This is a genomic window from Agromyces zhanjiangensis (assembly GCF_040496055.1).
Lineage (GTDB): Bacteria > Actinomycetota > Actinomycetes > Actinomycetales > Microbacteriaceae > Agromyces > Agromyces zhanjiangensis.
Genome location: NZ_JBEPKB010000004.1, coordinates 230228 through 255685 on the forward strand (window position 1 = coordinate 230228; position 25458 = coordinate 255685).

Below are 25458 nucleotides of genomic sequence, written 5' to 3' on the forward strand. Positions count from 1 at the left end.
CACCCCCTCCCGCCGGCCCCGGGTTCGATCATGCCGGATGCCGCAGCGCGCCCGTCAGTCGATGAGGCCGGATTCCGCGAGCCGGCGCAGCACCTCGACGCCGGCAGGCGGACAGCGCCCGGCGTCGGCCGCGCCGACCCAGTGCACCTCGCCGACCTCGCCCGACGGAACGGGCTCGGCATCCGTCTCGGCGAGGAAGACGTGCATGCTCACGTGCCGGCCCTCGGCCTGCCCGTGCGCCAGCTCGCGGACGGTGAACGCCTCGACGAGGTGCGCCGGGTCGAGCACCAGCCCGACCTCCTCGAACGCCTCGCGCGCGGCCGCCTCGGCGGGCGTCTCGCCCTCGTCGAGCTTGCCGCCCGGCATGTAGTGCACGTCGCGGCCGCGCGCGGTGACCATGAGCACGCGACGGTCGCGCACGAGCGCGATCGCGGCGACGTGCAGGTCGGGCAGCGGCATCCGTTCAGCCTACGCAGCGACCTACGGATGCTGCGGCGAGGTGAAGACGTCGTTCAGCGTGACCGTGGCGAGCCCGCGCTCGTCGAGGATCCCCTTCAGGCGCGGGAGCACGTGGACCACCGGATCGTGGTTCAGGTGCCCGATGACGATCCGGCCGGCGTCGAACCACTCGTCGGCGAGGTCGACGATCTGCTGCTGGGACAGCTCGCCCGAGTCGCCGAGCGAGCCGTACCAGAGCGTCGGCACGGTGTAGCCGATCGCGGCGGCCGCGGCGTCCACGCGGGCGTCGTGCACGCCGTACGGCGGCCGGAAGTATGGCCGGGCGTCGACGCCGTACACCGACTGCAAGTAGTCGTGGTTGTGCTGCAGCTGCCACTGGATCTCGGCGTCGCTCAGCGTCGTCAGGTCGGGGTGCGACCACGTGTGGTTGGCGAGCTGGATCTGCCCGCGCTCGACGAGGGGGCGGATCGCGTCGGCGTTGTCGTCCCACGACGGGTACACGCCGTTGACGAAGTAGGTGAGGCGGATGCCGTTCGCCGCCGCGAACGCCGTGTACGCGCCGACCACGGCCGAGTCGGTCCCATCGTCGACCGTCCAGGCGAGGACCTGCCCCGCGTCGGCCGGGAGTTCGGTGAGCGCGCCCGCGGGGACGGAGACCCGCGCGAGCTCGGGAGCCGGGAACTCCTCGACCGCGGCCTCCTGTTCCTCGACCTCCTGGCGCTCCGCCATGACGCGGCCGACGGCCAGCACGCCGACGACCGCGACGCCGGTCAGGAAGACGCGCCGGGTGAAGCCCATGCGACCGCTCCCTCCCGCCGTGGCGGCCCGGCCCGGCCGCCTCACGAGCCGTTGTACACCGGCCCGCGGCCCGCGGCCGGGCGTGCCGCCCGTGCGGCGCGAAGCCGCGGCATCCGTCGCGCTTCACATTTCGTAGGATGGACAGCGACTTCGCGGGCGCTTCGCCCGATTCCCTCCCTGGACCATTGGAGCCACCGTGGCCGCACCCAGCCGTCTCGAATCCGTCATCACGCTCGCCCAGCACCGGGGCTTCGTCTTCCAGGCGGGTGAGATCTACGGCGGTTCGCGCTCCGCGTGGGACTACGGCCCCCTCGGCGTCGAGCTGAAGGAGAACATCAAGCGCCAGTGGTGGCGCACGATGGTGCAGGGCCGCGACGACGTCGTCGGCCTCGACTCGAGCGTCATCCTGCCGCGCCAGGTCTGGGAGGCGTCGGGCCACGTCGAGGTCTTCAGCGACCCGCTCGTCGAGTGCCAGCACTGCCACAAGCGCTTCCGCGAGGACCACCTCATCGAGGCCTTCGAGAACAAGAAGGGCCGCGCGCCCGAGAACGGCATGGCCGACATCGTCTGCCCGAACTGCGGCACGCGCGGACAGTGGACCGAGCCGCGCGAGTTCTCCGGCCTGCTGAAGACGTTCCTCGGCCCGGTCGACGACGCGGCGGGCCTGCACTACCTGCGCCCCGAGACCGCGCAGGGCATCTTCGTGAACTTCGGCAACGTCCTGCAGGCCGCGCGCATGAAGCCGCCCTTCGGCATCGGCCAGATCGGCAAGTCGTTCCGCAACGAGATCACGCCCGGCAACTTCATCTTCCGCACGCGGGAGTTCGAGCAGATGGAGATGGAGTTCTTCGTCGAGCCCGGCACCGACGAGGAATGGCACCAGTACTGGATCGACACCCGGTACCAGTGGTACGTCGACCTCGGCATCGACCCCGAGAACCTGCGGCTCTTCGAGCACCCGAAGGACAAGCTCAGCCACTACTCCAAGCGCACCGTCGACATCGAGTACCGCTTCGGCTTCACCGGAGGCGACTGGGGCGAGCTCGAGGGCGTCGCGAACCGCACCGACTTCGACCTGTCGACGCACGCGAAGCACTCCGGCAAGGAACTGTCGTACTTCGACCAGCAGAAGAACGAGCGCTGGACCCCGTACGTCATCGAGCCGGCTGCGGGCCTCACGCGCTCGCTCATGGCGTTCCTCGTGGACGCGTACCACGTCGAGGAGGTGCCGAACGCCAAGGGCGGCACCGACTCCCGCACGGTGCTGAAGCTCGACCCGCGCCTCGCGCCAGTGAAGGCGGCCGTGCTGCCGCTCTCGCGCAACGAGAAGCTCTCGCCGCTCGCGCGCGAGGTCGCCGCGACGCTCCGGAAGCACTGGAACGTCGACTTCGACGACGCCGGCGCGATCGGCCGCCGCTACCGCCGCCAGGACGAGATCGGCACCCCGTTCTGCGTCACGGTCGACTTCGACTCGCTCGACGACGACGCCGTGACGGTGCGCCATCGCGACACCATGGGCCAGGAGCGCGTGCCGCTCTCCGAGCTCGAGGGGTACCTGGCCGCGCGCCTCGTCGGCGCCTGAGCGGGGCGGATGCCGCGTGGGACCCGGCTCCTCGCGGCACTTTCGAAGGCGCTGGCCAACTGGCCCTCGAAGTGGGACGCTCGGCGGAATCGCCGCCCGAGTAGCGTGTGGCTGCTTCGTCCGGCCCTCGCGGGCGCACGTCGGGTCCGCGTGACTCGGCTGGCGTGAGGAGGATCCGTGAACCTTCGTACCAAGTCCGCCGTGTTCGGCGCCGCGCTCGCGGTCGCCTGCTCGCTCGGCGTCGTGCCGGCGTCGGCGGCGGTGACCTTCGACCCCGGCAGCGGCACCGGGTTCGTCGGCAAGGGCGATGTCCAGAACGCCTTCGCCTGGAACAACGCCCAGTTCCAGCAGCGGGCGGCATCCGTCTCATTCCAGCTGATCACCAGGTGGGTCTGGGGTGCGACCTGCGTATTCGACGGTGGCTCCGAGACGAGCACGCAGTTCGGGTACGGCAACTCCGACTTCATCGACTCCACGGTTCGCGGCACGGGCCAGGCCAGCGGGTTCGATCTGCACGGCTACTTCGGTGGAGGGGGCGGCGGGTACGTCCCGACCGACGGCGACGAGTGCACGTCCAGCGGCGGAGCCACCGGCACGTGGACCTCCATCGAGTACGTGGGCACGACGACGACGCTCGAGGCCCGGTACGGCGGCACCTCCGTGTCACTGCCGTACTGAGCGAACGCACCGACCCGGTCCCGGTCCCGCCGTCAGGATTCCGTAACCCGGACGGCGGGCCGGGCTCGACCGCGCCCCGTTAGCGTGGAGTGAGGCGGGCGGATGTCGCCCGCGCACGAGACGAGGACGCCCGATGCCTGCACGACCCGCACCAACCACCGGAGCCGCCGCGCTGCTCGTCGCCGCACTCGCGCTCACGGGATGTGCCGCGACCGGGACCGCGGGCGAGAGCGACGCTCCCACGCCGGGTTCTGCGGCGAGTACGCCCGACCCGACGCCCGACGCGACCGAGAGCCCGGCGTCATCCGACGCCGGGGCCACGCCGACGGACGACGACGCCGCGCCCGCCGAGGGCGCCTACCTCGACTACGCCGACGGCGCGATCGAGGCCACGGCCGGGCCGAAGGCCCTGTTCTTCCACGCGAGCTGGTGCCCGAAGTGCCGTTCGCTCGACGAGGACCTGAAGGCGCAGGGCGCGCCCGACGGGCTCACCGTCTTCAAGGTCGACTACGACTCGCGCACCGACCTGCGCCAGCAGTACGGCGTGACCATCCAGACGACGATCGTGTTCGTCGACGACGCGGGCGAGAAGATCTCGAGCGTCGTGCTCTACGAGGATCCGTCGGTCGAGTCGCTCGTCGCCGCGATGCCGTAGGGCGGCGGCGCCACGTGACCGCATCGCTCACCCTCGCCCTCGCCGCCGGCGTGCTGACCGTCGCGGCGCCGTGCGTGCTGCCGCTCCTGCCCGTGATCGTGGGCGGATCGATCGTCCGCGACGGGGACGAGCGCCGTGCGCGCTACCGCCCGTACGTGATCGCGGCGTCGCTCGCGGCATCCGTCGTCCTGTTCACGTTGCTGCTCAAGGCGACCACCGCGCTGCTCGGCATCCCGCCGCAGGTCTGGCAGGTGATCGCGGGCGGCATCGTGATCGTGCTCGGCGTCGACATGCTGTTCCCGCGGCTCTGGGAGCGGGTCTCGACCGCGCTCGGGTGGGGCGCGAAGAGCGGCGAGCTGCTCGACCGGTCGGTCCGACGGCAGAGCGTCGGCGGCGACATCCTCACGGGCGCGGCCCTCGGCCCGGTCTTCTCGAGCTGCAGTCCGACCTACGCGTTGATCGTCGCCGCAGTGCTGCCGGTGTCGTTCGGCGAGGGCGTGCTGTACGTCGTCGCGTACGCGGTGGGCCTGGCGGCGATGCTGCTGCTCATCGCGCTGCTCGGTCGGAGCCTCGTGCGCCGGCTCGGGTGGCTCGCGAACCCCGACGGGTGGTTCCGCCGCACGATCGGCGTGATCTTCATCGCGGTCGGGGTCATGGTCGTGACCGGCTTCGACAAGACGCTGCAGACGTGGATCCTCGACGCCGGGCTGTACGATCCGATCGCACGCCTCGAGGAGGTGATCGGTGGCTGACCAGGTCGACCTGCTGCTCGACGGGCGCCTCGTGATGCTCGTCGACGACGACCCCACCGTGCTCGAGGTGTGTCGCGCCTACCTCGAGTCGGCGGGGTTCCGCGTGCAGGAGGCGGCGGACGCGTTCGTCGCGCTCGACCGGATCGCCGCCGAGCGGCCCGACCTCGTCGTGCTCGACCGGATGCTGCCCGGCGTCGACGGCATCGAGGTCTGCCGACGCATCCGCGCGCACTCGCAGGTGCCGGTCATCATGCTCACCGCGCTCGGCGGCGAGGACGACCGCATCGCGGGGCTCGAGGCGGGCGTCGACGACTACCTCTCGAAGCCGTTCTCGCCGCGCGAGCTGACGCTGCGGGTGCAGTCGGTGCTGCGGCGCGCGCTCGCCGTGGAGGCGGCGGGCGCGGCGGTCGCCGGCTCGGAGGCCGCCGTGATCGTTCGCGGGCCGCTGCGCATCGACACGGCCGCGCACACGGTCGACCTCGACGGCCGCCGGCTCGCGCTCACGCAGCGCGAGTTCGAGCTGCTCGCCTTCCTCGCCCGCCGCCCGGGCACCGTGTTCTCGCGCGAGGACCTGCTGCAGGGCGTCTGGGGCTGGAGCCACGGCGACCTCTCGACCGTCACCGTGCACGTGCGGCGGCTGCGCGAGAAGATCGAGGCGGATGCCGCGAACCCGCGACTGCTGGTCACGGTGTGGGGGTACGGCTACCGGTTCGACGACCCGGGGGCCGGCGTACCGGGCGGTCCGGCAGGCGCGCCGGTCGCCGAGCCGCCGAGCGGGGAGGCCGGCCCGTGAGCGGCACCGACCTGCTCCTCGTCGTCGCCGTGTCGGCCGCGATCGCCGCGGCCGTGGGCTTCATCGCGTGGCTGCTGCTCCGCCGCTTCGCGTGGGCGCCGATCGTCGTGCACCTCGTCACCGTGGTCGTCGCAGCCGTGGCGTCCGTCGTCGGCGGCGTGCTCGTGGCGACGCAGGCGATGTACCTCTCCGACCACGACGCGCAGATCGCGCTCGCGATCGCGGTCACGAGCGGGGTCGTCGCGATCCTCACCGCGTCGATCCTCGGGGCCGAGATCGCGCGCGCGGCGCGCGTGCTGCGGTCGGCGGCCGAGGACCTGGGTCGCGGCATCCCCGTCGAGTCGCGTCCGCTGCCGATCGGCGAGTTCCGGGCCGTGCTCGACGAGCTCGCGGCATCCGACGCCCGCATCCGCGCCGCGCGCGAGGAGGTCGAACGCCAAGAGCAGGCCCGTCGCGAGCTCGTCACGCGCGTCGCGCACGACCTGCGCGTGCCGCTCGCCGGCATCCGCGCGCAGGCCGAGGCCCTGCAGGACGGGCTCGCGCCCGACCCCGACCGCTACCTCGCCCGCATCGCCTCGCAGGTCGACCGCCTCGACGCGCTCGTCGCCGACCTCTTCGCGGTCTCGCAGATCGACGCGGGCACCCTGCACCTGCGCACCGATCGGCTGTCGCTGGCGGATGTCGCGAGCGACGCCGTCGCCGAGCTGCGCGGCCTCGCCGACGGCGCGGGCGTCCGGCTCGACCTCGTCGTCTCGCCCGACGCGTCGCCGACGGTCGAGGGCGACGCGCTCCAGCTCGGACGCGCGGTCGCGAACCTGCTCGCGAACGCGCTGCAGCACACGCCCGCGGGCGGGCGGGTCGAGGTCACGATCGACGGCGTGGGCGACGAGGTCCGGCTGGCCGTTGCCGACAGCGGCCCGGGCTTCGTCGATGGCGACCTCGCGCACGCGTTCGAGGCGGGATGGCGTGGGTCGTCCGCGCGCTCGCCGCATCGGCTCGACGTGACGGGGGGCGCGGGGCTCGGGCTCGCGATCGTGCGCGGCATCGCCCGCGCGCACGGCGGCGACGCGTCGGCGTCGAACGCGCCGGAGGGCGGCGCGGTGCTCGCCGTCACGCTGCCGCGCGTCGGCTGACGCGCCCGCGGGATCGTTGCCGACCCTCCGTCGGCCTGCCATCATGGCGCGGGACTGCACGTTCGAGCCATCCACGGGGGAATGATGACGAACGCATCCGGACCGAACCCGCCCGACGACGGCCGCACCGAGGTGCTCGACGCGCCGGGTCCGGGGCCCGAGGACCGGCCCGCGGGACGCAACGGCGTCGGCGTCGGGGCGCTCGTCGTCGGCATCGTCGCGGCCGTCGTCGCCCTGCTGGCGTTGGCGTGGCAGTGGGCGTGGATCGCCGCCGCGGTGCTCGCGGCGATCGGCCTCGTGATGGGCATCGTCGGCCTGACGAAGGCGGACCGGCCGAAGGGCGTCGCGACTGCGGGCACGGTCGTCTCCGGAGCGGCGCTCGTGCTGGCGATCATCGTGGCCGTGCTCTACGGCACCGGCGCGATCGGCGCGGGCGTCCAGCCGACCGCCTCGCCGACACCGTCCGCCTCGCCGTCGGCCTCGCCGACCGAGACGCCCACGCAGACCCCCACCGAGACGCCGACGGCCACCGTGCAGGAGTGGGCCGACCAGACCTGGGGCACCTTCGCGGAGGTCGACGCGAACGGCACGGGCGACGACGTCGTCGCGATCCCCGACGGGATCACGGGCGGCATCGTGACGGCCACGTTCGACGGCGACGACGACGCCCCCTTCACGTTGACGCTGCTCGACGCGTCGAACCAGCCCTCTGGGAATCCGCTCGTCGACACGACCGACGACTACCAGGGCACGACCGCGTGGGGCGTGGCGGATGCCTCGTCGGCGCGAAGCGTGCAGGTGACGGCGACCGGCTCGTGGACGATCTCCATCCAGCAGATGTCGGCGGCGTCCGAACTCCCGAACGCGGCCAACGGCGAGGACGACGCCGTCTACCTCTACGGCGGCGGCGCCGCGACGCTGGCCGCCACCCACGCCGGCGACGACGCCGAGGACCCGTTCGTCGTCGCCCAGCAGCCGCAGCAGGCCTTCGGCGGCGCGGCGCTCATCGACGTGACCGGCGCCTACGACGGCAGCGTCCCGCTCGCGGCCGGCCCGTCGGTCGTGACGGTCCGCTCGACGGAGGACTGGACGCTCTCGGTCGGCTGAGTCGGGCACGAGGGTCCGGATGCCGGACCTCCGTCGCTGTCCGCCCCTGGGAGGTTCAGGCGATGCGGCCTGCGCGCAGTGCGCGCCACTCGCGCCGGAGCATCCCGTACGAGGCGGTGTCCTGCCACTCGCCGTCGTTGTACTCCTCCTCGACGAGGGTCGCCTCGCGCCGCATGCCGAGGCGTTCGCAGAGATGGGCGGATGCCGCGTTGCGGGCGTCGAGGTGGGCGACGACGCGGTGGGCGGCGAGCCGGCCGAACGCGAGGTCGAGCAGCACGTCGGCGGCCTCGGTCGCGAGGCCGCGGCCGTGGAAGTCGGGGTGGACGACCCAGCCGATCTCGAGTCGGGCGTGCTGCGCGCTCGCGAGCCGGACCATCAGGTCGCCGATGACGCGCCCGTCGAGCACCATCGCCAGGAAGGTCGCGTCGCCGTCGGCGACCAGCCGGCGCATGCCGGCGCGCGCCTCGGTGTGCTCCCGCGCCTCGTCGCGCTCGCGCTCGGGCCACGGGATGTAGCGGAGCACCTCGGGCAGCCGCTGGTACTCCCAGACGTCGTCGGCGTCGTACGCCGCGAGCGGTCGCAGCGTCATCCGAGCGGTCGTGAACGGCCGGTGCTCGACCTCGACAACGTCGTAGGGCAGGCGGAGGGCCGGGGGGCCGGCGTCGGCCGCCTCGTCGGGCAGCGCGTGGAGGGTCGTGGACATCGATCGGCAGCGTACCGCGCCCGGCTGAGCGGGGCGACGGCGGCCGCGGCCGACCCCGGGTGCTCCGGCGGGGCGGATAATCGGGGGATGCCGAAGATCAGCGCACCGACCGTCGCGGAGCACCGCGCCGCCCAGCGCACCGCGCTGCTCCTCGCCGCCCGCGAACTGCTCGAGGCGGAGGGCGTGGGGGCCGCGACGCCGGCCGCGGTGACGCGACGCGCGGGCCTCTCGCGTTCCTCGTTCTACGAGTACTTCGCCTCGCGTGACGACCTCCTCGTCGCCGTCGCCCTGCAGGTCTTCGACGAGTGGAACGCGGAGCTCGACGACGCGCTCGCCGCGGCCGCGCCCGGGATCGAGCGCTTGCGCGCCTACGTCATGGCAGCCCTCGCGATGACGGCCGACGGGCGGCATCGCATCGCGAACGTGCTTCGCGAGGCCGACCTGTCGCCGACGAGCAGGGAGGACATGATGGCCGTGCACGACCGCCTGACCGCGCCGCTCGTCCGCGTGCTCGACGAACTCGGCGTCGCGGACCCGCGGACGACGGGGGCGTTCGTGCAGGGAGCCCTCGGGTCGGCGATGCAGCTCGTCTCGCATGGCGTGCCCGTGCAATCGACCGCCTCCGGGCTGATCGGCATGCTCGAGCACGGCATCGTGCGCAGCGCCTGATTCGGAGCGACGAATCGTTCCTGACATACTGTCGGTATGATGCCGACATACTGTCGGCATCCCTGAACGGGAGCCCCATGGAAATCCTCAAGAACGTCATCCTCGCCGTGCACATCATCGGCGTCGCGAGCCTGCTGGGAGGAGTGCTCGTCCAGCTCGGCGCGCAGCGCACCGGCACCGCGCGGATCATCCCCGCGATCCTCCACGGCGCGTGGACGATGCTCGTGACCGGCGTGATCCTCGTCGGTCTGCAGTACCCGCTCGGCCGCGAGCCCGACAACCTGAAGATCACGGTGAAGCTGGTGATCCTGATCGCGATCCTCGTGATCGCGCTCGTGAACCGCAAGCGCGAGACGCTCGCCCGGTGGGTCCTGCCGACGCTCGCCGTGCTGTCGATCACGAACGTCGTCATCGCGACGGTGTGGCGGCAGTACGCGTAGGAGGCCCCGGACGTGACGATGGGCCCGGCCGCACGGCCGGGCCCATCGTCACGTGAGCGGGGCGTACGTCGCCGTCGGCTGCGTTCGACGGAGCGTCATTCCGTGCGGTCAGCGGGCATCGGCCGCGGGGCGAGCGTCGCCCGCGTCGCCACCCGCGAGGGCGGATGCCGCGGACTCGCCGTCGGGCGAGATGCCGAAGATCGCCTCGAGCCCGTCGAGCCAGGCCTGCTGCTCGCCGGCCCGCGCGTACTCGCGCGACCGGACCATCGGCGTGTGCAGGAGGACCCCGGCCATGTGCCGCAGCGCCGCCTCGGTGCGACCGTCGTCGTCGCCGCGTGAACGCGCCCGTTCGATCTCGGCGTCGAGCACGTCGAAGACGTGGCGGCGGAGCGCCACGACGGCGGGGGCGAGGTCGAGTTCCTCGGCGACGCGGCCGAAGTTCCGTGCCGCGCGGTCGACGATCTCGCGGGCCGCGTCGGTCGAGCCGAACTCCTCGAGCGGTGCGTGGATCTTGATCGTCTCGAGGTCGAGCAGCTCGACGCCCGCGAGCTCGACGACGTCGGGTGAGACGTTCCGCGGCAGCCCGAGGTCGATCACGAGCTGGCGGGGAGCGTCGGCCGAGGCGTCCGTCGCCGCCGCGGCATCCGTCGACTCGCGGCCCGGCAGCAGCGCGATGGGCGCGCGCCCGTCGGCGACGGCGAGCTCGGTGCGGCCGAGGTCGAGCAGGTCGCGGTCGACGACGTGGTGCTCGACCGTGGTGCAGGTGACGATGAGGTCGGCGCGCGCGGCGGCCATCGCGTAGTCGGCGTTCGACACGGCCTCGATGCCGTGGTTCGCGGCGAAGCGCCCCGCGCGGCCGGAGACCGAGTGCACGGCGACGTCGACGACGCCGCGGTCGCGGAGCGCCGCGAGCGACGCGCCCGCGTAGCGGCCGGTGCCGACGAGGAGCACGCGCACGTCCGACCAGTCGGTCACGCGGCTCTCGGCGAGGTCGAGGGCGAGACGCACGAGCGAGCGGCCCTCGTGCCCGATGCCGGTGCGGTTCTTCACCTTCCGCGAGGTCTGCGAGGCGCGCTGGAACAGGCGCTCGAGCTCGGGAGTCGTCGTTCCCTCGGTTCGCGCGCGCTCGAGCGAGCGGCGCACCTGGCCGGCGATCTCGCCCTCGCCGACGACGACCGACTCGAGGCCCGCGGCGACCGAGAACAGGTGACCGGCGACGGCGTTGCCGTGCACGAAGTCGAAGGTGCTGCGCAATTCGTCGGTCGAGAGGCCGGCGACGTCGCCGACCGCGAAGATCGCGTCGTGCACGGCCTCGACGGGGGAGTCGCCGTGCGGGACGTCGAGGTCGAGGTAGGCCTCGTAGCGGTTGCACGTCGAGACGACCACTGCTCCGCGAACGGCCTCGTGCCCGTCGGTCAACCGCGGTCCGGCGTGCTCGGAGGACGCCGAGAGACGTTCGAGCATGTCGAAGCCGGCGTTCTTGTGGCTCGCGGAGAGACAGATGAGCACCGGTCGATTCTACCCGGCGTCGAAACCGGCTCCGACCGGCCGCGTCACACGCCCTCGGTCGGCCGCTCAGGCCGCGGGGCGGTCCTGCCGGATGATCGGGATCGCACCGGTGACGGGTGGGAGCTCGAGGCCCTCGGCTGCGAGTGCGGCGCGGTGCCGTGCCTTCCACGCCCGTACGTTCGCGAAGAAGGGCGCGTCGGTGAGCGCGTAGCGACCCGGGCGCGGGTCGCTCAGCATCATCGGCAGCTCGATGCTCGAGCCGTCCCGGCGGATCCGCACGACCGCGACGGGGACGCTCGTGCTGCCCGCGACCGTCGAGTCGGCGCGGATGTTCCGCACCTCGCGCCAGGGGAATGCTGCCACGCGCCTCGGCCTGCGGCCGCCGCCCCAGAACGAGATGCCGAGGTCGTCGGCGACGACGGAGAACCGTGCGGGCAGGCGGTGCGCGCGGGCGCCGGGGCGGCTCAGCTCGTCGAGCCGCGCGACGAGGTCGCGATTCCGGATGCCACAGCTCACCGCGCCGGCGTGCACCGAGTCGAGCGCGCGATGGCGGGCCCGCGCGCGGGCGGATGCCGCGCCCCTGACGATGGCGGAGACGAGGACGATGAGGCCGGCGACGGCGGCGAGCCCCAGTGCGACGGGGGTGCCGGGCACGTCGGGGAGGGTCGGCACGATCCGTTCGAGCTGCCGGCCGCCGAGCACGAGCGCGACGACGACGGCGGCGGCCGCGAGGGCGACGAGCACGATGAGTCCGGTGCGGTGCCGCGTTGCGATGCTGGACACAGTGGTGTTCTCCGTGGGTGGCGGAGGCGCGCGGTCGCGTGGGTGGCGCGGCGCGCGTCGTCGTGGCGGGGACGCACGACGCGACCGACCCTAGCGGCGTGGGAGCGCGGCCACCAGCCCCAGTTCTCCGACCGGCCAACACGGTCCGACTGCCAGGGGCCGGGCGGAGCCCCCGGCATCAGGGCCCCCTCAGCCCCGATGGGGGAGGATGTCACGGTGAACCTCTCCCCGCAGCATCCGCTCGCCGCCGGCCTCACCCATGACTCGCGCCTCGTCCGCGCCTATCGCGGGCTCCGCAGCGACACCCTCCCGGTGTGGTTCATGCGACAGGCCGGTCGATCGTTGCCCGAGTACCGCGAACTCCGCGTCGGCACGCGCATGCTCGACGCGTGCCTCGATCCCGCGATGGCGGCCGAGATCACGCTGCAGCCGGTCCGGCGCCACGGCGTCGACGCGGGCATCTTCTTCAGCGACATCGTCGTGCCGCTGAAGCTCGTCGGCGTCGACGTCGAGATCCAGCCGGGCCGTGGCCCCGTCTTCGGTCGGGCGTACGCGGATGCCGCGGCCGTCGCCGAGCTCACCGCGATCGACCCGGCCCGCCTCGACGAGGCCGCCGGCCCGATCACCGAGGCCGTGCAGCGCACGGTCGCCGAGCTCGCGACGCTCACCGCGCCGGGTGCGCCGACCTCGACCCCGCTCATCGGGTTCGCGGGCGCGCCGTTCACGCTCGCGGCCTACCTCGCCGAGGGCGGCCCCTCGAAGGACCACCTCGCCGCGCGCACGCTCATGCACGCCGACCCGGGAGCGTGGCGCGCCCTCATGACGTGGACGGCGGAACTCACCGGCCGCTTCCTCCGCACCCAGGTCCTCGCGGGCGCGTCGGCCGCGCAGCTGTTCGACTCGTGGGCGGGCGCCCTCTCGCTCGCCGACTACGAGACGCACGTCGCCCCCGCCTCGGCGGCCGCGCTCGCGCACGTGCACGACCTGACCTACGAGACGACGGATGCCGCCGGCACGGCCGGCAGCCACGCGGTCCCCGTCGTGCACTTCGGCGTCGGCACCGGTGAGCTGCTCGGCGCCATGAAGTCCGTCGGCGTCGACGTCGTGGGCGTCGACTACCGCGTGCCGCTCGACGTCGCCGCCCTCCGCGTCGGAGAGGGCGTGCCCCTGCAGGGCAACCTCGATCCCGCCCTGCTCGCGGCGCCGTGGCCCGTGCTCGAGGCCTCGGTCCGCGACGTGGTCGCCCGAGGTCGCACGGCACCCTCGCACGTCTTCAACCTCGGGCACGGCGTACCGCCCGAGACCGACCCGACCGTGCTGACGCGCGTCGTCGAGCTCGTGCACGAGGCCGGGCGATGACCGAGCCCGCCGCATCCGATCACCGGTCCACCGATGTCGTCGTGGTCGGCGGCGGCGTCGCCGGCCTCGTCGCCGCGCTCGAGTGCGCGCGCCTCGGCCTGGGCGTCACCGTGCTCGAGCAGGCCGAGCGGCCGGGCGGCTGCGTCGGGCGCATCGAGGTGGACGGGCTCGCGCTCGACGCGGGCGCGGAGTCGTTCGCCACGCGAAACGACTCGGTGTCGAAGCTCGTCGAGCGGCTCGGGCTCGCTGACGCCGTCGAGTCGCCGAACCCGGCCGGCGCCTGGCTGGCCTGGGGCGACCGCGGGGAGCGCCGAGCGGCCCGGCTGCCGCGCACGGGCGTGCTCGGCATCCCGGCGAACCCGCTCGGCGAGGACGTCCGCGCGATCATCGGCTGGGGCGGGGCGTGGCGCGCCTGGCGCGACCGCGTCACGCCGATCCTCAAGATCGGCCGGGCCGAGCGGCTCGGTCCGCTCGTGCGCCAGCGCATGGGCGACGCGGTCCTCGACCGGCTCGTGACGCCGATCTCGGCGGGCGTGTACTCGACCGACCCCGACGACCTCGACGTCGACGTCGTCGCACCGGGGCTGAACGAGGCCATGACCCGCGCCGGGTCGCTTTCGGGCGGCGTCGGCCAGCTCGTGGAGGCGCGTCGCGCGGGCAGCGCGGTCCTCGGCCTCCGCGGCGGCATGCACACGCTGGTCGACGCGCTCATCGCCGAGCTCGAGCGGTTCGGCGCCGACATCCGGACCGGCGTGCGGGCGACCGCCCTCGAGCGGCGGCCCGCCCGCGACGCCGACCCGCGCGCCGCCTCGCCGTCGTGGCGGGCGATCGGCGAGACCGTGCTCGACCAGGCCGATCCGCCGGGCGAGGACGAGGCCGCAGCATCCGTCGTCGTCGATGCGCGCTTCGCGATCGTCGCGACACCCGCCCACGTCTCGCGCGCGCTGCTCGCGGGCATCGCGCCCGAGGGCGCGCTCGCCGAGGAGTGGCCGGCCGCGGCATCCGTCGAACTCGTCACCCTGGTGGTCGACGCGCCCGAACTCGACGCCGCGCCGCGCGGGACCGGCGTGCTCGTCGCGGCCGGCACCCCCGGGGTGACGGCCAAGGCACTCACGCACTCGAGCGCCAAGTGGCCGTGGCTCGCCGAGGCCGCGGGCGGCCGGCACGTGGTCCGGCTCTCGTACGGGCGCGCCGGTGCCGCGAGCCCGTTCGAGGGCCGCGACGACGACGCCGTCGCGGAGCTCGCCCTGCGCGACGCATCCGCCCTGCTCGGCGTCGAGCTCGACGCCTCGCGCCTGCGGGCGCACGGACGCTCCGCGTGGCGCGACGCGCTCTCGCAGGCCGCGGTCGGCCAGCGCGATCGCGTGCGTGCGCTCGAGGCCGCCCTCGAGCACGAGGAGGAGCTCGCGATCGCCGGGTCCTGGGTCGCGGGGACCGGGCTCGCCTCGGTCGTGCCGCACGCCATCGAGGCCGCCGAGCGCATCCGGCGTCGGTCCCTCCGGATTGCGGAGGATGCATAGCCGGATCGGCATACGATCCGCCGGATCGCCCGACAACCCCCTTGCGCCGCACCTGCCGGGGTCTACGCTGGAGTGACGCTGTCTGAAGAACCGCAGCGGGGGATGGGGTGCACATGAAGGGCAAGATCCTCTTCGTCGTCGGTCTCGGGGTGGGCTACGTGCTCGGCACGAGAGCGGGGCGGGAACGCTACGAACAGATCCAGAAGGCCGCCCAGGGCGTCTGGAACCAGCCGGCCGTCCAGGACGGCGTCCAGACCGTGAAGGACTTCGCGATGGCGCGCGTCGGCGACGTGAGCGACGCCGTGCTCGACAACGCCAAGAAGCTGGTGCGGCAGATCTCGGAGGCCTCGACGACGACCGAGACCGGTTCGACCTCGACGGGCGGCTCGACGTCGACGGCGTCGAAGACGTCCTCGTCGAAGTCGTCCTCGTCGAAGTCGACGGCGTCGAAGTCGTCGACGTCGAAGTCGTCCGGCTCGGGGTCGTCGACCCGCTCGGGCTCGGCGAAGTCCGGCGCATCGGGCTCCAAGGCCTCGGGCTCCTCCGGGTCGTCCTCGTCCTCGTCCTGACCGACCACCGGAGGTGACACCCGATGGCTGCACCACTCAACGACGACCGGTCGCTGTTCACCCTGGTCGGTGAACTGCCCGACCAGATCCAAGCGCTCGTCAAGGCCGAGATCGACCAGATCAAGGCCGAGCTGAGCTACAAGGCCAAGCACTTCGGCATCGGCGCGGGGCTCGTGATCGCCGCGGCGTTCGTCGGCATCTTCCTGCTCGGCACGCTCATCGCGACGGGCATCCTCGCGCTCTCGCTCGTGATGCCGGGATGGGCGGCGGCGCTCACCGTCTCCGGCATCCTGCTGCTCATCATCGCGATCCTCGTCGGCGTCGCGCTCTCGAGCTTCCGACGCGGCAGCGAACCGCTCGAGACCATCGAGAGCGTGCGCAAGGACATCGACGCGATCACCGGAAGGGGCGACTATGGCGGCCACTGACGTCGTCCGGCTCGACAGGAAGCAGCAGCGGAACTTCACGCGGCTGCAGGCCCACGACAATGCGCGGGCCGCGCGGGACCAGCTCGCCGGCACGCTCAGCGCGCTCGAGGAGAAGCTCAACGTGCCGAAGCGCGCGGCGCGCGCGACGGCGAGGGCGAAGCGCCGCATGCAGCGCTTCGCCGACGAACAGCCCGGCGCGGCGATCGCGCTCGCGGTCGGAGTCGCGGCCGCCGTCGGCGTCGGGGTCTGGCTCGTGGTGCGTGCCAACCTCGACCGCTGAACCCGGTCGCGTCGAGGCCGCCGCGGCATCGACGGCGGTCGAGCGCGTCACCTCGGTGCTGCGCGACGAGATCCTGAGCGGCGAGCTCGGCCCGGGCACCCCGCTCCGCGAGGAGCCGGCGGCAGCCCGTCACGGCGTGTCCCGCCACACCGTTCGCGCCGCGTTCCAGCGGCTCGTCGCCGAGCGACTCGCCGTCGCCGAGCCGTATCGCGGCGTCCGCGTGACGAGCTTCGACGACCGCGAGATCATCGCGCTGCAGCAGTTGCGCGCGGCGCTCGAGATCGAGGCGCTGCGCATCGCGTTCGCCCGCTTCGGCGGCACCCTGCCCGACCACGTGCTCGAACCCGCCCGGGCGGCGGTCGACGCGATGGAGCGGGCCGGCGACGGTGGCCCGGGCGGCGCGACGGATGCCGCGTGGCGGCGCATCGAGCGGATCCACGCCGATTACCACGCGGCGCTGGTCGCGGCATCCGACAGCGCCCGCATCATCGAAGCCCACGCGGCGATCGGCAGCGAGATGCTGCTGTTCGTCGCCCACATCCGGCGGCACGCCAGCGTCGCCGACCTCGTCGAGGACCACCGGCGCCTGCTGGTCGAGCTCCTCGAGCGCGGGCCCGAGGCCATGCGCGCCCATCTCGAGCACTCCACCCGGCTGCTCACCGACTGAGCGGCCCGCCCCTGAGGAGGCGTCGTGCCAGCCACCGACCCCACCACTCCCGCTCCCGACCCCGTCGACGCGTTCGCGGACCGCATCTTCGCCTCCGCGCTCGGCGCGTTCGAGACGCTCTCGGTGCACCTCGGCGACCGGCTCGACTGGTACCGGACCCTCGCCGAACGCGGATCGCTCACCTCGTCGGAACTCGCCGAGGCGGCCGGGACCGGCGAGCGGTACACCCGGGAATGGCTCGAGCACCAGGCCGTGAGCGGCATCCTCGCGGTCGACGATGCGGATGCCGCGGCATCGGATCGGCGGTACTCGCTGCCGCCCGCGCACGCCGAGGTGCTGACCGACGACGAGTCGCTCGCCTACCTCGCCCCGATCGCGCGCATCGTCGCGAGTGCAGCAGCGCAGGTGCCCGGGCTGCTCGACGCCGCGCGCACCGGCGGCGGCGTGCCGTGGGCGTCGTTCGGGAAGGACATGCGCGATGCGCAGGGCGACATCAACCGGCCGTGGTTCGATCGCGAGCTGGCCGGCGCACTCGCCTCGGTCGCCGAGCTCGACGCGGTGCTGAGCCGGCCGGGGGCGCGGATCCTCGATGTCGGCTGCGGGCACGGCTGGTCCTCGCTCGCACTCGCGAGGGCGTATCCCGAGGCCGTCGTCGACGGCGTCGACATCGACGGCCCGTCGATCGAGTCGGCCCGCGGCCACGCCGAGGACGCCGAGCTCGCGGACCGCGTGACCTTCCACCTCGGCGGCGGCGAAGCCCTCGCCGAGGAGGACGCCTACGACGCGGCCTTCATCTTCGAGGCGCTGCACGACATGCCGAACCCGGTCGAGGTGCTCGCGGCGCTCCGCCGCGTGGTGCGCGACGACGGCGCCGTCGTGATCATGGACGAGGCGGTGGCCGAGCGGTTCGCCCCCGACGGCGACGCGGTCGAGCGGATCATGTACGGCTACAGCCTGCTCGTCTGCCTGCCGGACAGCCTCTCCACTCCCGGGTCGGTCGGCACCGGCACCGTCATGCGCCCGGAGACCCTCGCGGGATACGCGGGCAGCGCGGGGTTCGCCTCGGCCGAGGTGCTGCCGATCGACGGATTCGCGTCGTTCCGGTTCACCCGGCTGCACCCGTGAGGCGCCCGCCCGCCGGGCGGTGCGTCACGCGTTTGTGCCCGTGGGTCCGCGAGACCAAGATGGCGCAATGGACCAGGCCGAACTCCGCGCGCTGCAGGCGCCGCTGAAGGATCAGTACCGCACCGACCCCGACACCGCCATCGCGCCCGTCGCCGCGCGCGCGACGTTCGCCGAGCCCGGCATCACGGCGACCGTCGAGGGGTGGGCGGGTCCGGTGCGCACCGGACTGCATCCCACGACGGGCGGCGACGGTTCCGACGCCTGCTCGGGCGACCTCCTCCTCCAGGCGCTCGTCGGGTGCGCGGGCGTCACGCTCCGGTCGGTGGCCACCGCGATGGGCCTCGAGATCCGATCCGCCGAGGTCCGCGCCGAGGGCGTCTTCGATGCGCGGGGCACGCTCGGCATGAGCCGCGACGTGCCCGTCGGGCTCCTCGACGTCGTCGTGACCGCCGTCGTCGACACGGACGCCGACGACGCGACCCTCGAGCGCCTCCGCACCGGCACCGAGCGCTTCTGCGTCGTCGCGCGATCGCTCGCCGAGACCCCGGAGTTCGTGATCGAGCGCGCGGCGCGGTGAAGCGGCATCCGTCGTCGCCGCTTTTTGAGCTTTCAGCTTGCGGGGGGAGGATAGTGCCATGTCTTCCCCCGCTGCCGAAGGGGCAGCCGCGAGCGCACCCGAGTCCGATCCGACCCCCTCGCCCGAGGGCTACACGCTCTTCGCCGTGCTCCGAAAGGACCCGGCGCGACCCGACGACCTCGACGGCCGCGACGTGCCGCGCTTCGTCGGCGAGCTCGACGGCGTGATCAACGTCGTCGAGGACGAGGGTGTCGTGGTCCGCGGCATCTACGACGTGTCGGGCCTGCGCGCCGACGCCGACGTGATGCTCTGGCTGCACGGCCCGACCGCCGAGGGGCTGCAGTGGGCGCTCCGCGAACTGCGCCGCTCGCGGCTGTTCCGTGCGCTGCTGCCCACGTGGAACGCCATGGGCGTGCACCGCGACGCCGAGTTCAACAAGGCGCACGTGCCCGGCTTCCTCCGCGGCATCGAACCCAAGGCGTGGCTCACGATCTACCCGTTCGTGCGCAGCTACGAGTGGTACCTGCTCCCGCCCGAGGAGCGGGGCCGCATGCTCGCCGAGCACGGCCGCAAGGGCGCCGCGTTCCGCGGCGTCGTCGCGAACACGGTGTCGGCGTTCTCGCTCGGCGACTACGAGTGGCTGCTGCCGATGGAGGCCGACGAGCTCACCGACCTCGTCGACATGATGCGCGACCTCCGCGCGACCGACGCCCGTCGCCACGTGCGCGACGAGCTGCCGTTCTACACGGGCCGCCGCATCACGACCGCCGAGCTCGTGGAGGTGCTGCAGTAATGGCCGCGACCAACCTCGGAGGTGCGGGTGCCGACGCTCCCGAGCGGGCGCGGGCGGCCTCGGCCGGCCACCCGCTGCGCGGCGTGAAGCCCCCGGCCGCGACCTCCGCCCCCCTCGCCGCCGGCGCGGTCGTGCCGGGCGCGACCGAACCGGCGCAGTCCGGTCCCGAGCACGTCGAGGCGCCCGTCGCGTACGACGCGATCCTGCTCGCCGGGTTCGGCGGCCCCGAGGGCCAGGACGACGTGATCCCGTTCCTCCGGAACGTCACGCGCGGCCGCGGCATCCCCGACGAGCGGCTCGAGGAGGTCGCGCACCACTACCGCCACTTCGGCGGCGTGAGCCCGATCAACGAGCACAACCGCGAACTGAAGGCCGCGCTCGAGGCCGAGTTGGCCAGTCGTGGCATCGACCTACCGGTCATCTGGGGCAATCGCAACTGGGACCCGTACATGAACGACGCGCTGCGCGAGGCGGGCGAGCGGGGCTTCACGAAGCTCATCGCCGTCGCCACGAGCGCGTACTCCTCGTACTCGAGCTGCCGCCAGTACCGAGAGGACTTCGCGGACGCGCTGGAGGACACCGGCCTGGCCGGTGTCGTGCAGATCGACAAGGTCCGCCAGTTCTTCGACCACCCCGGGTTCGTCGCCCCGTTCGTCGAGGGCGTGCGCGAGGCCATCGCGACGCTCGAGGCCGACCACGAGTCGTTCGACCCCACGACCGACGTCGAGGTGCTGTTCGCGACGCACTCGATCCCCACGACCGACGCCGAGAAGTCGGGCCCCGCGGAGCGCGGGTTCGGTGAAGGCGGTGCGTATGCGGCCCAGCACCTCGCCGTGGCCGAGGTCGTCATGCGCGAGGCGGGTGCCGGCGACGTGCCGTGGCAGCTCGTCTACCAGTCGCGCTCGGGCCCCCCGACGCAGCCGTGGCTCGAGCCCGACGTCAACGACGCGATCGCCGAGCTGCCCGCCGCGGGCCGGAAGGCCGTCGTGATCGTGCCGCTCGGCTTCGTGAGCGACCACATGGAGGTCATGTGGGACCTCGACGAGGAGGCCATGGAGACCGCCGGGGAGCACGGGCTCGCCGCGGTCCGCGTGCCGACGCCGGGCGTCCACCCGGCGTACGTCGCCGGGCTGGTCGACCTCGTGCTCGAGCGCGTGAACGGCACGCCCACCGCCGAGCGCCCGCACGCGACCGACCTCGGCCCCTGGTACGACGTCTGCCGACCGGGCTGCTGCGAGAACGTCCGCCTCGGCTTCAAGCCGGCCCTCGCGGGGATCGCGCCGTGACCGCCGCGGCGGTGCAGCGCGACGTGATCCGCGTCGGGACGCGGGGCAGCGCGCTCGCGCTCGCCCAGACGAACCAGATCGCCGAGCGACTCGGCACGGCCGCGAACGCCGACATCGAGATCGTCACCGTGACCACGCAGGGCGACACGTCGCGCGCGTCGCTGCAGTCGATCGGCGGCACGGGCGTGTTCGCGGCCGCGCTGCGCGAGGCCCTCATCGCGGGGCAGTGCGACGTGGTCGTGCACTCCCTCAAGGACCTGCCGACCGCCGACCATCCGCAGCTGCGCCTCGGCGCCGTGCCCAAGCGCGCCGACGCGCGAGACGCGCTCTGCGCGCGCGACGGGCTCACGCTCGCCGAGCTGCCGGAGGGGGCTCGCATCGGCACGGGTTCGCCGCGCCGCATCGCCCAACTCGGCGCAGCCCGACCCGACGTGGTCGCCGTCGACGTGCGCGGCAACATCGACACGCGCCTCGGGTTCGTCGAGCAGGGCGAGCTCGACGCCGTCATGCTCGCGGCCGCCGGCCTCGGGCGACTGGGGCGGGCGGATGCCGCGACCGAGCGCTTCTCGCTCAGCGACTGGCCGAGCGCTCCCGGGCAGGGCGCCCTCGCGCTCGAGGTGCGCAACGAGCGCGCCTCGCGTCACCTGCAGCGCGCCCTCGACGCCGTCGACCACGGCACGACGCGGGCCACGGTGCTCGCCGAGCGACTCGTCCTCGCCGGCCTCGAGGCCGGTTGCGCGGCTCCGGTCGGGGCCACCGCGTTCGTGGAGGACGAACTTCTGTTCCTCACGGCGACGGTGTACAGTGCCGACGGGGCGCGGCAGTTGACCAGCTCGCACGCCGCCACCCCCGACAGCCGCTCGGCCGCCGACCTGGCGGACGCGGCACGCGATGTCGCATCCCGCGTCGTCGCGGACCTCCTCGGCAACGGCGCCGCCGATCTCGCACCTGCCCAGGAGTCGCCGTGACCGAATTCGAACCGATGACCGGCGCGATCAACCTGCCCGGAGCCGACGGCTCCAAGCCGTTGGCGGGATGGCGCGTGCTCGTGCCCCGCGGGGGACCCTGGGGCGACTCGGTCGCAGCGTCGCTCCGCGCGCGCGGCGCCTCGCCGGTCATCGCGCCGATGATCAACTTCGCGCCCACCGACGACCAGTCCGCGCTCGAGGCGGCCCTCGCGAAGCTCGCCGCGGGCGGCTTCGACTGGGTCACGGTCACGAGCGCGACGACGGTCGACGTGCTGTCCTCGTACGGCGCGGTCATCCCGGAGTCGACGAAGGTCGCCGCGGTGGGGGAGACCACCGCGGCCGCCCTCGTCGCAGCCGGCTACCGCGCCGACATCGTCCCGAGCGAGGAGAACTCCGCGCGCGGGCTCCTCGAGGAGTGGGAGGCCGCGACCGAGGGCGTGGTGCCGCTGCGCGTGCTCGCGCTCCGCTCGGCCATCGCCAAGCAGGTGCTCTCGGTCGGCCTCGAGCGCATCGGCCATCATGTCGAGGCCGTGGTCGCGTACCGCACGGTCGGCGTGCCGGTCACGCAGAAGGTCGTCGACGATGTGCGGGCCGGCAAGGTCGACGCGATCCTCGTGACCTCGGGCAGCGTCGCCGAGCAGGTGCAGGCGCAGCTCGGCCCCGTGCCCGAGAAGACCCTCGTCGCGGCGATCGGCCCGCAGACGCAGAAGGATGCCGCGGCCTTCGGCCTGCGCGTCGACGTCATCGCCGCCGAGCGCTCGGCCGAGTCGCTCATCGACGCGGTCGTGAGTTCGGCGCTCGCGAGCGCCTGACCCGCCCGCGGCATCCGCCGCCGCGCCCGCGCCCACCGGGCGCCCAGCCGCGCACGCGTAGGCTTGCCGGGTGACTTCCGCACCCGCGCCCCGCGTGCGGCCCCGGCGACTCCGTGAGACGCCGGCCCTGCGCCGCCTCGTGTCCGAGACCCGCCTCGACCCCGCCGAGCTCGTCCTGCCGGTCTTCGTCCGCGAGGGCGTGACCGAGCCGATGCCGATCGCGTCGATGCCGGGCGTCGTGCAGCACTCGCTCGACTCGGTGAAGCAGGCGGTGACGGATGCCGCGGCCGCCGGCGTCGGCGGCGTGATGCTGTTCGGGGTGCCCGAGACCCGCGATGCGACCGGCTCGTGCGGTGTCGACCCGGACGGCATCCTCAACGTCGCGACGCGCGTCGTCGCCGACGAGGTGGGCGACGCCCTCGTCGTGCAGACCGACCTGTGCCTCGACGAGTTCACCGACCACGGCCACTGCGGCGTGCTCGACGCGCAGGGCCGGGTCGACAACGACGCGACGCTCGAGCGCTACCGCGAGATGGCGCTCGTGCAGGCGGCATCCGGATCGCAGCTGCTCGGGCTGTCGGGCATGATGGACGGCCAGGTGGCCGCCGTGCGCGAGGCGCTCGACGACGCCGGGTTCACGCACACCGCGATCCTCGCCTACTCGGCGAAGTACGCCTCGGCCTTCTACGGGCCGTTCCGCGACGCCGTCGAGTCGACCCTCGAGGGCGACCGCCGCACCTACCAGCTCGACCCGGGCAACCGTCGCGAGGGCCTCCGCGAGGCGATGATCGACATCGACGAGGGCGCCGACATCGTGATGGTCAAGCCTGCGGGGTCGTACCTCGACGTGCTCGCCGACGTGGCCGCCGCGAGCGAGGTGCCGGTGTGGGCGTACCAGGTGTCGGGCGAGTACTCGATGATCGAGGCCGCCGCCATGCACGGCTGGATCGACCGCCGCCGGGCCGTGATCGAGTCGGTGCGCGGCATCCGCCGTGCCGGCGCCGACGCCGTGCTGACGTACTGGGCGACCGAGCTCGCCGGATGGCTCCGGGAGGGGACCGAATGACCACCGCACCGACGGCGACCAACGCCGACCTCTTCGCCCGCGCGCAGGCCGCGATCCCGGGCGGGGTGAACTCGCCCGTCCGGGCGTTCCGTTCGGTGGGCGGCACACCGCGTTTCCTCGTCTCGGCGCGCGGCCCGTACGTGACCGACGCCGAGGGCCGCGAGTACGTCGACCTCGTCGCCGGCTGGGGGCCCGCGATCCTCGGCCACGCGCACCCCGAGGTGATCGCCGCCGTGCAGGACGCCGCGGCCCGCGGCCTCTCCTTCGGCGCGTCCACTCCGGTCGAGACCGAGCTCGCGGAGCTCATCGAGCAGCGCGTCGCCCCGGTCGAGAAGCTCCGGCTCGTGTCGACGGGCACCGAGGCGACGATGAGTGCCATCCGCCTCGCCCGCGGGTTCACGGGCCGCGACCTGCTCGTGAAGTTCGCCGGGCACTACCACGGCCACTCAGACGGCCTGCTCGCCGAGGCCGGGTCGGGCCTCGCGACGTTCGCACTTCCGGGGTCGGCGGGCGTGCCGGCCGACGTGGCCGCGCTCACGCTCGTGGTGCCCTACAACGACCTCGACGCACTGCGCGCGGTCTTCGCCGAGCACGGCGGCCGCATCGCCGCCGTGATCACCGAGGCCGCCGCCGCGAACATGGGCGTCGTGCCCCCGCTGCCCGGCTTCAACCGCGAACTCGTCGAGCTCGCGCACGCGCACGGCGCGCTCGTGATCAGCGACGAGGTGCTCACTGGCTTCCGCGTCTCGAAGGCCGGTTGGTGGGGCCTCGAGGCCCAGACGGACGCCGCGTACACGCCCGACCTCGTCACGTTCGGCAAGGTCGTCGGCGGCGGCATGCCCGTCGCCGCCCTCGGCGGTCGCGCCGAGATCATGGAGCGGCTCGCGCCGCTCGGCCCGGTGTACCAGGCGGGCACGCTCTCGGGGAACCCGGTCGCGGTGGCCGCGGGCGTCACGACGCTGCGCCTCGCCGACGACGCCGTCTACGCGACGCTCGACGAGGTGAGCGCGCTGCTGCAGCGCGAGGTCTCCTCGGCCCTGTCGGCCGAGGGCGTCGCGCACGGTGTGCAGGTCGCGGGCAACCTCTTCAGCTTCCTGTTCGGCGAGGCCGTCGTCGGCGGCGCGCACGACTACGCGGGCGTGCTCGCGCAGGAGTCGTGGCGCTATGCGCCGTTCTTCCACGCGATGCTCGACGCGGGCGTCTCGCTGCCGCCCAGCGTGTTCGAGGCGTGGTTCGTCACCGCCGCGCACGACGAGGCGGCGGTCTCGCGCATCCTCGAGGCCCTCCCGGCGGCGGCGCACGCCGCGGCATCCGCCCGCCCGCCCGCGGCCTGACCGCATCGGTCCGCTCGGTCCACCGGAGACTCCGCGCCGTGGTCGGATTCGTGCACGGAACCGATCGAGCCTTTGTGGAGCGTCGACGGAGCCCGTGACCGCGGGCTCGGGCAGGATGGGAGATATGGCCAACCTGCGCGTCCACAACGATCGGCTCGAGGTGCACCTCACGCCGGCCGAGAAGTCGCTCGCGCTGCGCAGCGCCGACGTGATCGTGCAGCGCGACGACATCCGCTCCGCGACCATCACCGACGACCCGTGGATCTGGGTGCGCGGCATCCGTCGGCGCGGCACCGAGGTGCCGCTCGTCATCGCGGTCGGTGCCTGGAAGACGCACAGCGGCAGCGACTTCGTGCTCGTCAAGGGCAAGCGCCAGGCCGTCGTGCTCGAACTCTCCGACGGCGAGTTCGACCGGCTCGTGCTGAGCACGAGCCGTGCGGCCGAGCTCATCGACCGGCTCAAGGTCGGCGCGCCCGCCGATGACGACGACTCGACCGAGCCGGGCTCGAGCGACTCCGAGGCGACCGAGCCCGCGGCGCCCGGTCCGGACGCCGCCGACGACTTCTCGCAGGAGGAGACGAGCGGCGACTGACGCCGCACGTCCCGTCCGCGC

At 73.5% G+C, this 25458-nt stretch carries 29 protein-coding genes; 23 read left to right on the top strand and 6 right to left on the bottom strand.

All coding sequences use genetic code 11. The annotated features are described in order from the left end of the window. Positions 1–54 precede the first annotated feature (54 nt). Positions 55–459, bottom strand: coding sequence for an NUDIX domain-containing protein (locus tag ABME02_RS10160; RefSeq protein WP_353815174.1), 405 nt, complete (start codon positions 457–459; stop codon positions 55–57). A 21-nt stretch (positions 460–480) separates the two neighbouring features. Further along, entirely contained in the window at positions 481–1257 is a 777-nt protein-coding gene (locus tag ABME02_RS10165) for a polysaccharide deacetylase family protein (RefSeq protein WP_353815175.1), read from the bottom strand. 196 nt (positions 1258–1453) lie between these two features. On the opposite strand from ABME02_RS10165, the gene ABME02_RS10170 reads away from it, so the two are divergent. From ABME02_RS10170 to ABME02_RS10200, 7 genes are all read left to right on the top strand, one after another. Further along, a complete protein-coding gene (locus tag ABME02_RS10170) occupies positions 1454–2839 on the top strand; it encodes a glycine--tRNA ligase (RefSeq protein ID WP_353815176.1) in 1386 nt (461 codons plus the stop codon). A 177-nt stretch (positions 2840–3016) separates the two neighbouring features. Beyond that, a complete protein-coding gene (locus tag ABME02_RS10175; protein WP_353815177.1) occupies positions 3017–3517 on the top strand; it encodes a hypothetical protein in 501 nt (166 codons plus the stop codon). Positions 3518–3650: 133 nt separating this feature from the next. Then, positions 3651–4172 carry a thioredoxin family protein gene (locus tag ABME02_RS10180; RefSeq protein ID WP_353815178.1) on the top strand — a complete coding sequence of 174 codons (522 nt, stop codon included), beginning with the start codon at positions 3651–3653 and terminating at the stop codon, positions 4170–4172. 14 nt (positions 4173–4186) lie between these two features. Then, the gene (locus ABME02_RS10185) at positions 4187–4924 is read left to right on the top strand and encodes a cytochrome c biogenesis CcdA family protein (protein WP_353815179.1); all 738 of its coding nucleotides are present in this window, start codon (positions 4187–4189) and stop codon (positions 4922–4924) included. Positions 4925–4958: 34 nt separating this feature from the next. After that, positions 4959–5717: a response regulator transcription factor gene (locus ABME02_RS10190; protein WP_436408260.1), complete on the top strand. Its 759-nt coding sequence runs from the start codon at positions 4959–4961 to the stop codon at positions 5715–5717. Next, on the top strand, positions 5714–6850 hold the full coding sequence (locus ABME02_RS10195; RefSeq protein ID WP_353815181.1) for a sensor histidine kinase: 1137 nt from the start codon (positions 5714–5716) through the stop codon (positions 6848–6850). Before ABME02_RS10190 ends, ABME02_RS10195 begins: the two co-directional genes overlap by 4 nt. An 84-nt stretch (positions 6851–6934) precedes the next feature. Continuing rightward, positions 6935–7957, top strand: coding sequence for a hypothetical protein (locus tag ABME02_RS10200; protein ID WP_353815182.1), 1023 nt, complete (start codon positions 6935–6937; stop codon positions 7955–7957). 55 nt (positions 7958–8012) lie between these two features. Here the strand turns inward: ABME02_RS10200 and ABME02_RS10205 are convergent, their stop codons facing one another. Then, the gene (locus tag ABME02_RS10205) at positions 8013–8660 is read right to left on the bottom strand and encodes a GNAT family N-acetyltransferase (RefSeq protein WP_353815183.1); all 648 of its coding nucleotides are present in this window, start codon (positions 8658–8660) and stop codon (positions 8013–8015) included. A gap of 87 nt (positions 8661–8747) precedes the next feature. Here ABME02_RS10205 and ABME02_RS10210 point away from each other — a divergent pair, with 87 nt between their 5' ends. Both ABME02_RS10210 and ABME02_RS10215 read left to right on the top strand, forming a co-directional pair. After that, positions 8748–9329, top strand: a complete 582-nt coding sequence (locus ABME02_RS10210; RefSeq protein ID WP_353815184.1) for a TetR/AcrR family transcriptional regulator — start codon at positions 8748–8750, stop codon at positions 9327–9329. 77 nt (positions 9330–9406) lie between these two features. Continuing rightward, on the top strand, positions 9407–9769 hold the full coding sequence (locus ABME02_RS10215) for a hypothetical protein (protein ID WP_353815185.1): 363 nt from the start codon (positions 9407–9409) through the stop codon (positions 9767–9769). A gap of 108 nt (positions 9770–9877) precedes the next feature. On the opposite strand, the gene ABME02_RS10220 is transcribed toward ABME02_RS10215, so the two are convergent. Next, complete coding sequence (locus tag ABME02_RS10220) at positions 9878–11278, bottom strand: glutamyl-tRNA reductase (protein ID WP_353815186.1); 1401 nt, start codon at positions 11276–11278, stop codon at positions 9878–9880. Positions 11279–11344: 66 nt separating this feature from the next. Further along, complete coding sequence (locus tag ABME02_RS10225) at positions 11345–12061, bottom strand: hypothetical protein (RefSeq protein WP_353815187.1); 717 nt, start codon at positions 12059–12061, stop codon at positions 11345–11347. Between the two features lie 198 nt (positions 12062–12259). On the opposite strand from ABME02_RS10225, the gene hemE reads away from it, so the two are divergent. Together hemE and hemG are read left to right on the top strand one after the other, a co-directional pair. Beyond that, a complete protein-coding gene (gene hemE / locus ABME02_RS10230) occupies positions 12260–13420 on the top strand; it encodes a uroporphyrinogen decarboxylase (protein WP_436408253.1) in 1161 nt (386 codons plus the stop codon). Beyond that, complete coding sequence (gene hemG / locus ABME02_RS10235; protein WP_353815191.1) at positions 13417–14940, top strand: protoporphyrinogen oxidase; 1524 nt, start codon at positions 13417–13419, stop codon at positions 14938–14940. The genes hemE and hemG overlap by 4 nt, the downstream gene beginning before the upstream one ends. Before the next feature lie 187 nt (positions 14941–15127). Here hemG and ABME02_RS10240 read toward each other — a convergent pair whose 3' ends face one another. Further along, the gene (locus ABME02_RS10240; protein ID WP_353815192.1) at positions 15128–15529 is read right to left on the bottom strand and encodes a hypothetical protein; all 402 of its coding nucleotides are present in this window, start codon (positions 15527–15529) and stop codon (positions 15128–15130) included. Between the two features lie 3 nt (positions 15530–15532). Here ABME02_RS10240 and ABME02_RS10245 point away from each other — a divergent pair, with 3 nt between their 5' ends. The 12 genes from ABME02_RS10245 (at position 15533) to ABME02_RS10300 (ending at position 25437) form a co-directional block, all read left to right on the top strand. Beyond that, positions 15533–15937, top strand: a complete 405-nt coding sequence (locus ABME02_RS10245) for a phage holin family protein (protein ID WP_353815193.1) — start codon at positions 15533–15535, stop codon at positions 15935–15937. After that, positions 15924–16217 (top strand): DUF3618 domain-containing protein, encoded by a 294-nt coding sequence (locus ABME02_RS10250; RefSeq protein WP_353815194.1) that lies wholly within the window; start codon positions 15924–15926, stop codon positions 16215–16217. Before ABME02_RS10245 ends, ABME02_RS10250 begins: the two co-directional genes overlap by 14 nt. After that, positions 16198–16884, top strand: coding sequence for a GntR family transcriptional regulator (locus tag ABME02_RS10255; RefSeq protein ID WP_353815195.1), 687 nt, complete (start codon positions 16198–16200; stop codon positions 16882–16884). Before ABME02_RS10250 ends, ABME02_RS10255 begins: the two co-directional genes overlap by 20 nt. A 24-nt stretch (positions 16885–16908) precedes the next feature. Then, positions 16909–18009, top strand: coding sequence for a class I SAM-dependent methyltransferase (locus ABME02_RS10260; protein WP_353815196.1), 1101 nt, complete (start codon positions 16909–16911; stop codon positions 18007–18009). Between the two features lie 67 nt (positions 18010–18076). Further along, on the top strand, positions 18077–18586 hold the full coding sequence (locus tag ABME02_RS10265; protein ID WP_353815197.1) for an OsmC family protein: 510 nt from the start codon (positions 18077–18079) through the stop codon (positions 18584–18586). 58 nt (positions 18587–18644) lie between these two features. Beyond that, positions 18645–19379 (top strand): hydrogen peroxide-dependent heme synthase, encoded by a 735-nt coding sequence (gene hemQ / locus ABME02_RS10270; protein ID WP_353815198.1) that lies wholly within the window; start codon positions 18645–18647, stop codon positions 19377–19379. Next, entirely contained in the window at positions 19379–20665 is a 1287-nt protein-coding gene (locus ABME02_RS10275; protein ID WP_353815200.1) for a ferrochelatase, read from the top strand. The genes hemQ and ABME02_RS10275 overlap by 1 nt, the downstream gene beginning before the upstream one ends. Continuing rightward, positions 20662–21633, top strand: coding sequence for a hydroxymethylbilane synthase (gene hemC / locus ABME02_RS10280; protein ID WP_353815201.1), 972 nt, complete (start codon positions 20662–20664; stop codon positions 21631–21633). Before ABME02_RS10275 ends, hemC begins: the two co-directional genes overlap by 4 nt. Positions 21634–21647: 14 nt before the next feature. Next, the gene (locus ABME02_RS10285) at positions 21648–22445 is read left to right on the top strand and encodes a uroporphyrinogen-III synthase (protein ID WP_353815334.1); all 798 of its coding nucleotides are present in this window, start codon (positions 21648–21650) and stop codon (positions 22443–22445) included. 70 nt (positions 22446–22515) lie between these two features. After that, a complete protein-coding gene (gene hemB / locus ABME02_RS10290) occupies positions 22516–23511 on the top strand; it encodes a porphobilinogen synthase (protein ID WP_353815202.1) in 996 nt (331 codons plus the stop codon). Further along, on the top strand, positions 23508–24845 hold the full coding sequence (gene hemL / locus ABME02_RS10295; protein WP_353815203.1) for a glutamate-1-semialdehyde 2,1-aminomutase: 1338 nt from the start codon (positions 23508–23510) through the stop codon (positions 24843–24845). Before hemB ends, hemL begins: the two co-directional genes overlap by 4 nt. A gap of 124 nt (positions 24846–24969) precedes the next feature. Next, positions 24970–25437, top strand: a complete 468-nt coding sequence (locus ABME02_RS10300) for a hypothetical protein (RefSeq protein WP_353815204.1) — start codon at positions 24970–24972, stop codon at positions 25435–25437. Positions 25438–25458 lie beyond the last annotated feature (21 nt).

Coding starts and splice junctions, on each gene's coding strand:
- ABME02_RS10210 (WP_353815184.1), top strand. CDS start 8,748: ATGCCGAAGATCAGCGCACCGACCGTCGCGGAGCACCGCGCCGCCCAG.
- ABME02_RS10245 (WP_353815193.1), top strand. CDS start 15,533: ATGGCTGCACCACTCAACGACGACCGGTCGCTGTTCACCCTGGTCGGT.
- ABME02_RS10160 (WP_353815174.1), bottom strand. CDS start 459: ATGCCGCTGCCCGACCTGCACGTCGCCGCGATCGCGCTCGTGCGCGAC.
- ABME02_RS10250 (WP_353815194.1), top strand. CDS start 15,924: ATGGCGGCCACTGACGTCGTCCGGCTCGACAGGAAGCAGCAGCGGAAC.
- ABME02_RS10190 (WP_436408260.1), top strand. CDS start 4,959: ATGCTCGTCGACGACGACCCCACCGTGCTCGAGGTGTGTCGCGCCTAC.
- hemQ (WP_353815198.1), top strand. CDS start 18,645: ATGTCTTCCCCCGCTGCCGAAGGGGCAGCCGCGAGCGCACCCGAGTCC.
- ABME02_RS10265 (WP_353815197.1), top strand. CDS start 18,077: ATGGACCAGGCCGAACTCCGCGCGCTGCAGGCGCCGCTGAAGGATCAG.
- ABME02_RS10285 (WP_353815334.1), top strand. CDS start 21,648: ATGACCGGCGCGATCAACCTGCCCGGAGCCGACGGCTCCAAGCCGTTG.
- ABME02_RS10215 (WP_353815185.1), top strand. CDS start 9,407: ATGGAAATCCTCAAGAACGTCATCCTCGCCGTGCACATCATCGGCGTC.
- hemG (WP_353815191.1), top strand. CDS start 13,417: ATGACCGAGCCCGCCGCATCCGATCACCGGTCCACCGATGTCGTCGTG.
- ABME02_RS10200 (WP_353815182.1), top strand. CDS start 6,935: ATGACGAACGCATCCGGACCGAACCCGCCCGACGACGGCCGCACCGAG.
- hemE (WP_436408253.1), top strand. CDS start 12,260: ATGGGGGAGGATGTCACGGTGAACCTCTCCCCGCAGCATCCGCTCGCC.
- ABME02_RS10275 (WP_353815200.1), top strand. CDS start 19,379: ATGGCCGCGACCAACCTCGGAGGTGCGGGTGCCGACGCTCCCGAGCGG.
- hemL (WP_353815203.1), top strand. CDS start 23,508: ATGACCACCGCACCGACGGCGACCAACGCCGACCTCTTCGCCCGCGCG.
- ABME02_RS10300 (WP_353815204.1), top strand. CDS start 24,970: ATGGCCAACCTGCGCGTCCACAACGATCGGCTCGAGGTGCACCTCACG.
- ABME02_RS10205 (WP_353815183.1), bottom strand. CDS start 8,660: ATGTCCACGACCCTCCACGCGCTGCCCGACGAGGCGGCCGACGCCGGC.
- ABME02_RS10180 (WP_353815178.1), top strand. CDS start 3,651: ATGCCTGCACGACCCGCACCAACCACCGGAGCCGCCGCGCTGCTCGTC.
- ABME02_RS10165 (WP_353815175.1), bottom strand. CDS start 1,257: ATGGGCTTCACCCGGCGCGTCTTCCTGACCGGCGTCGCGGTCGTCGGC.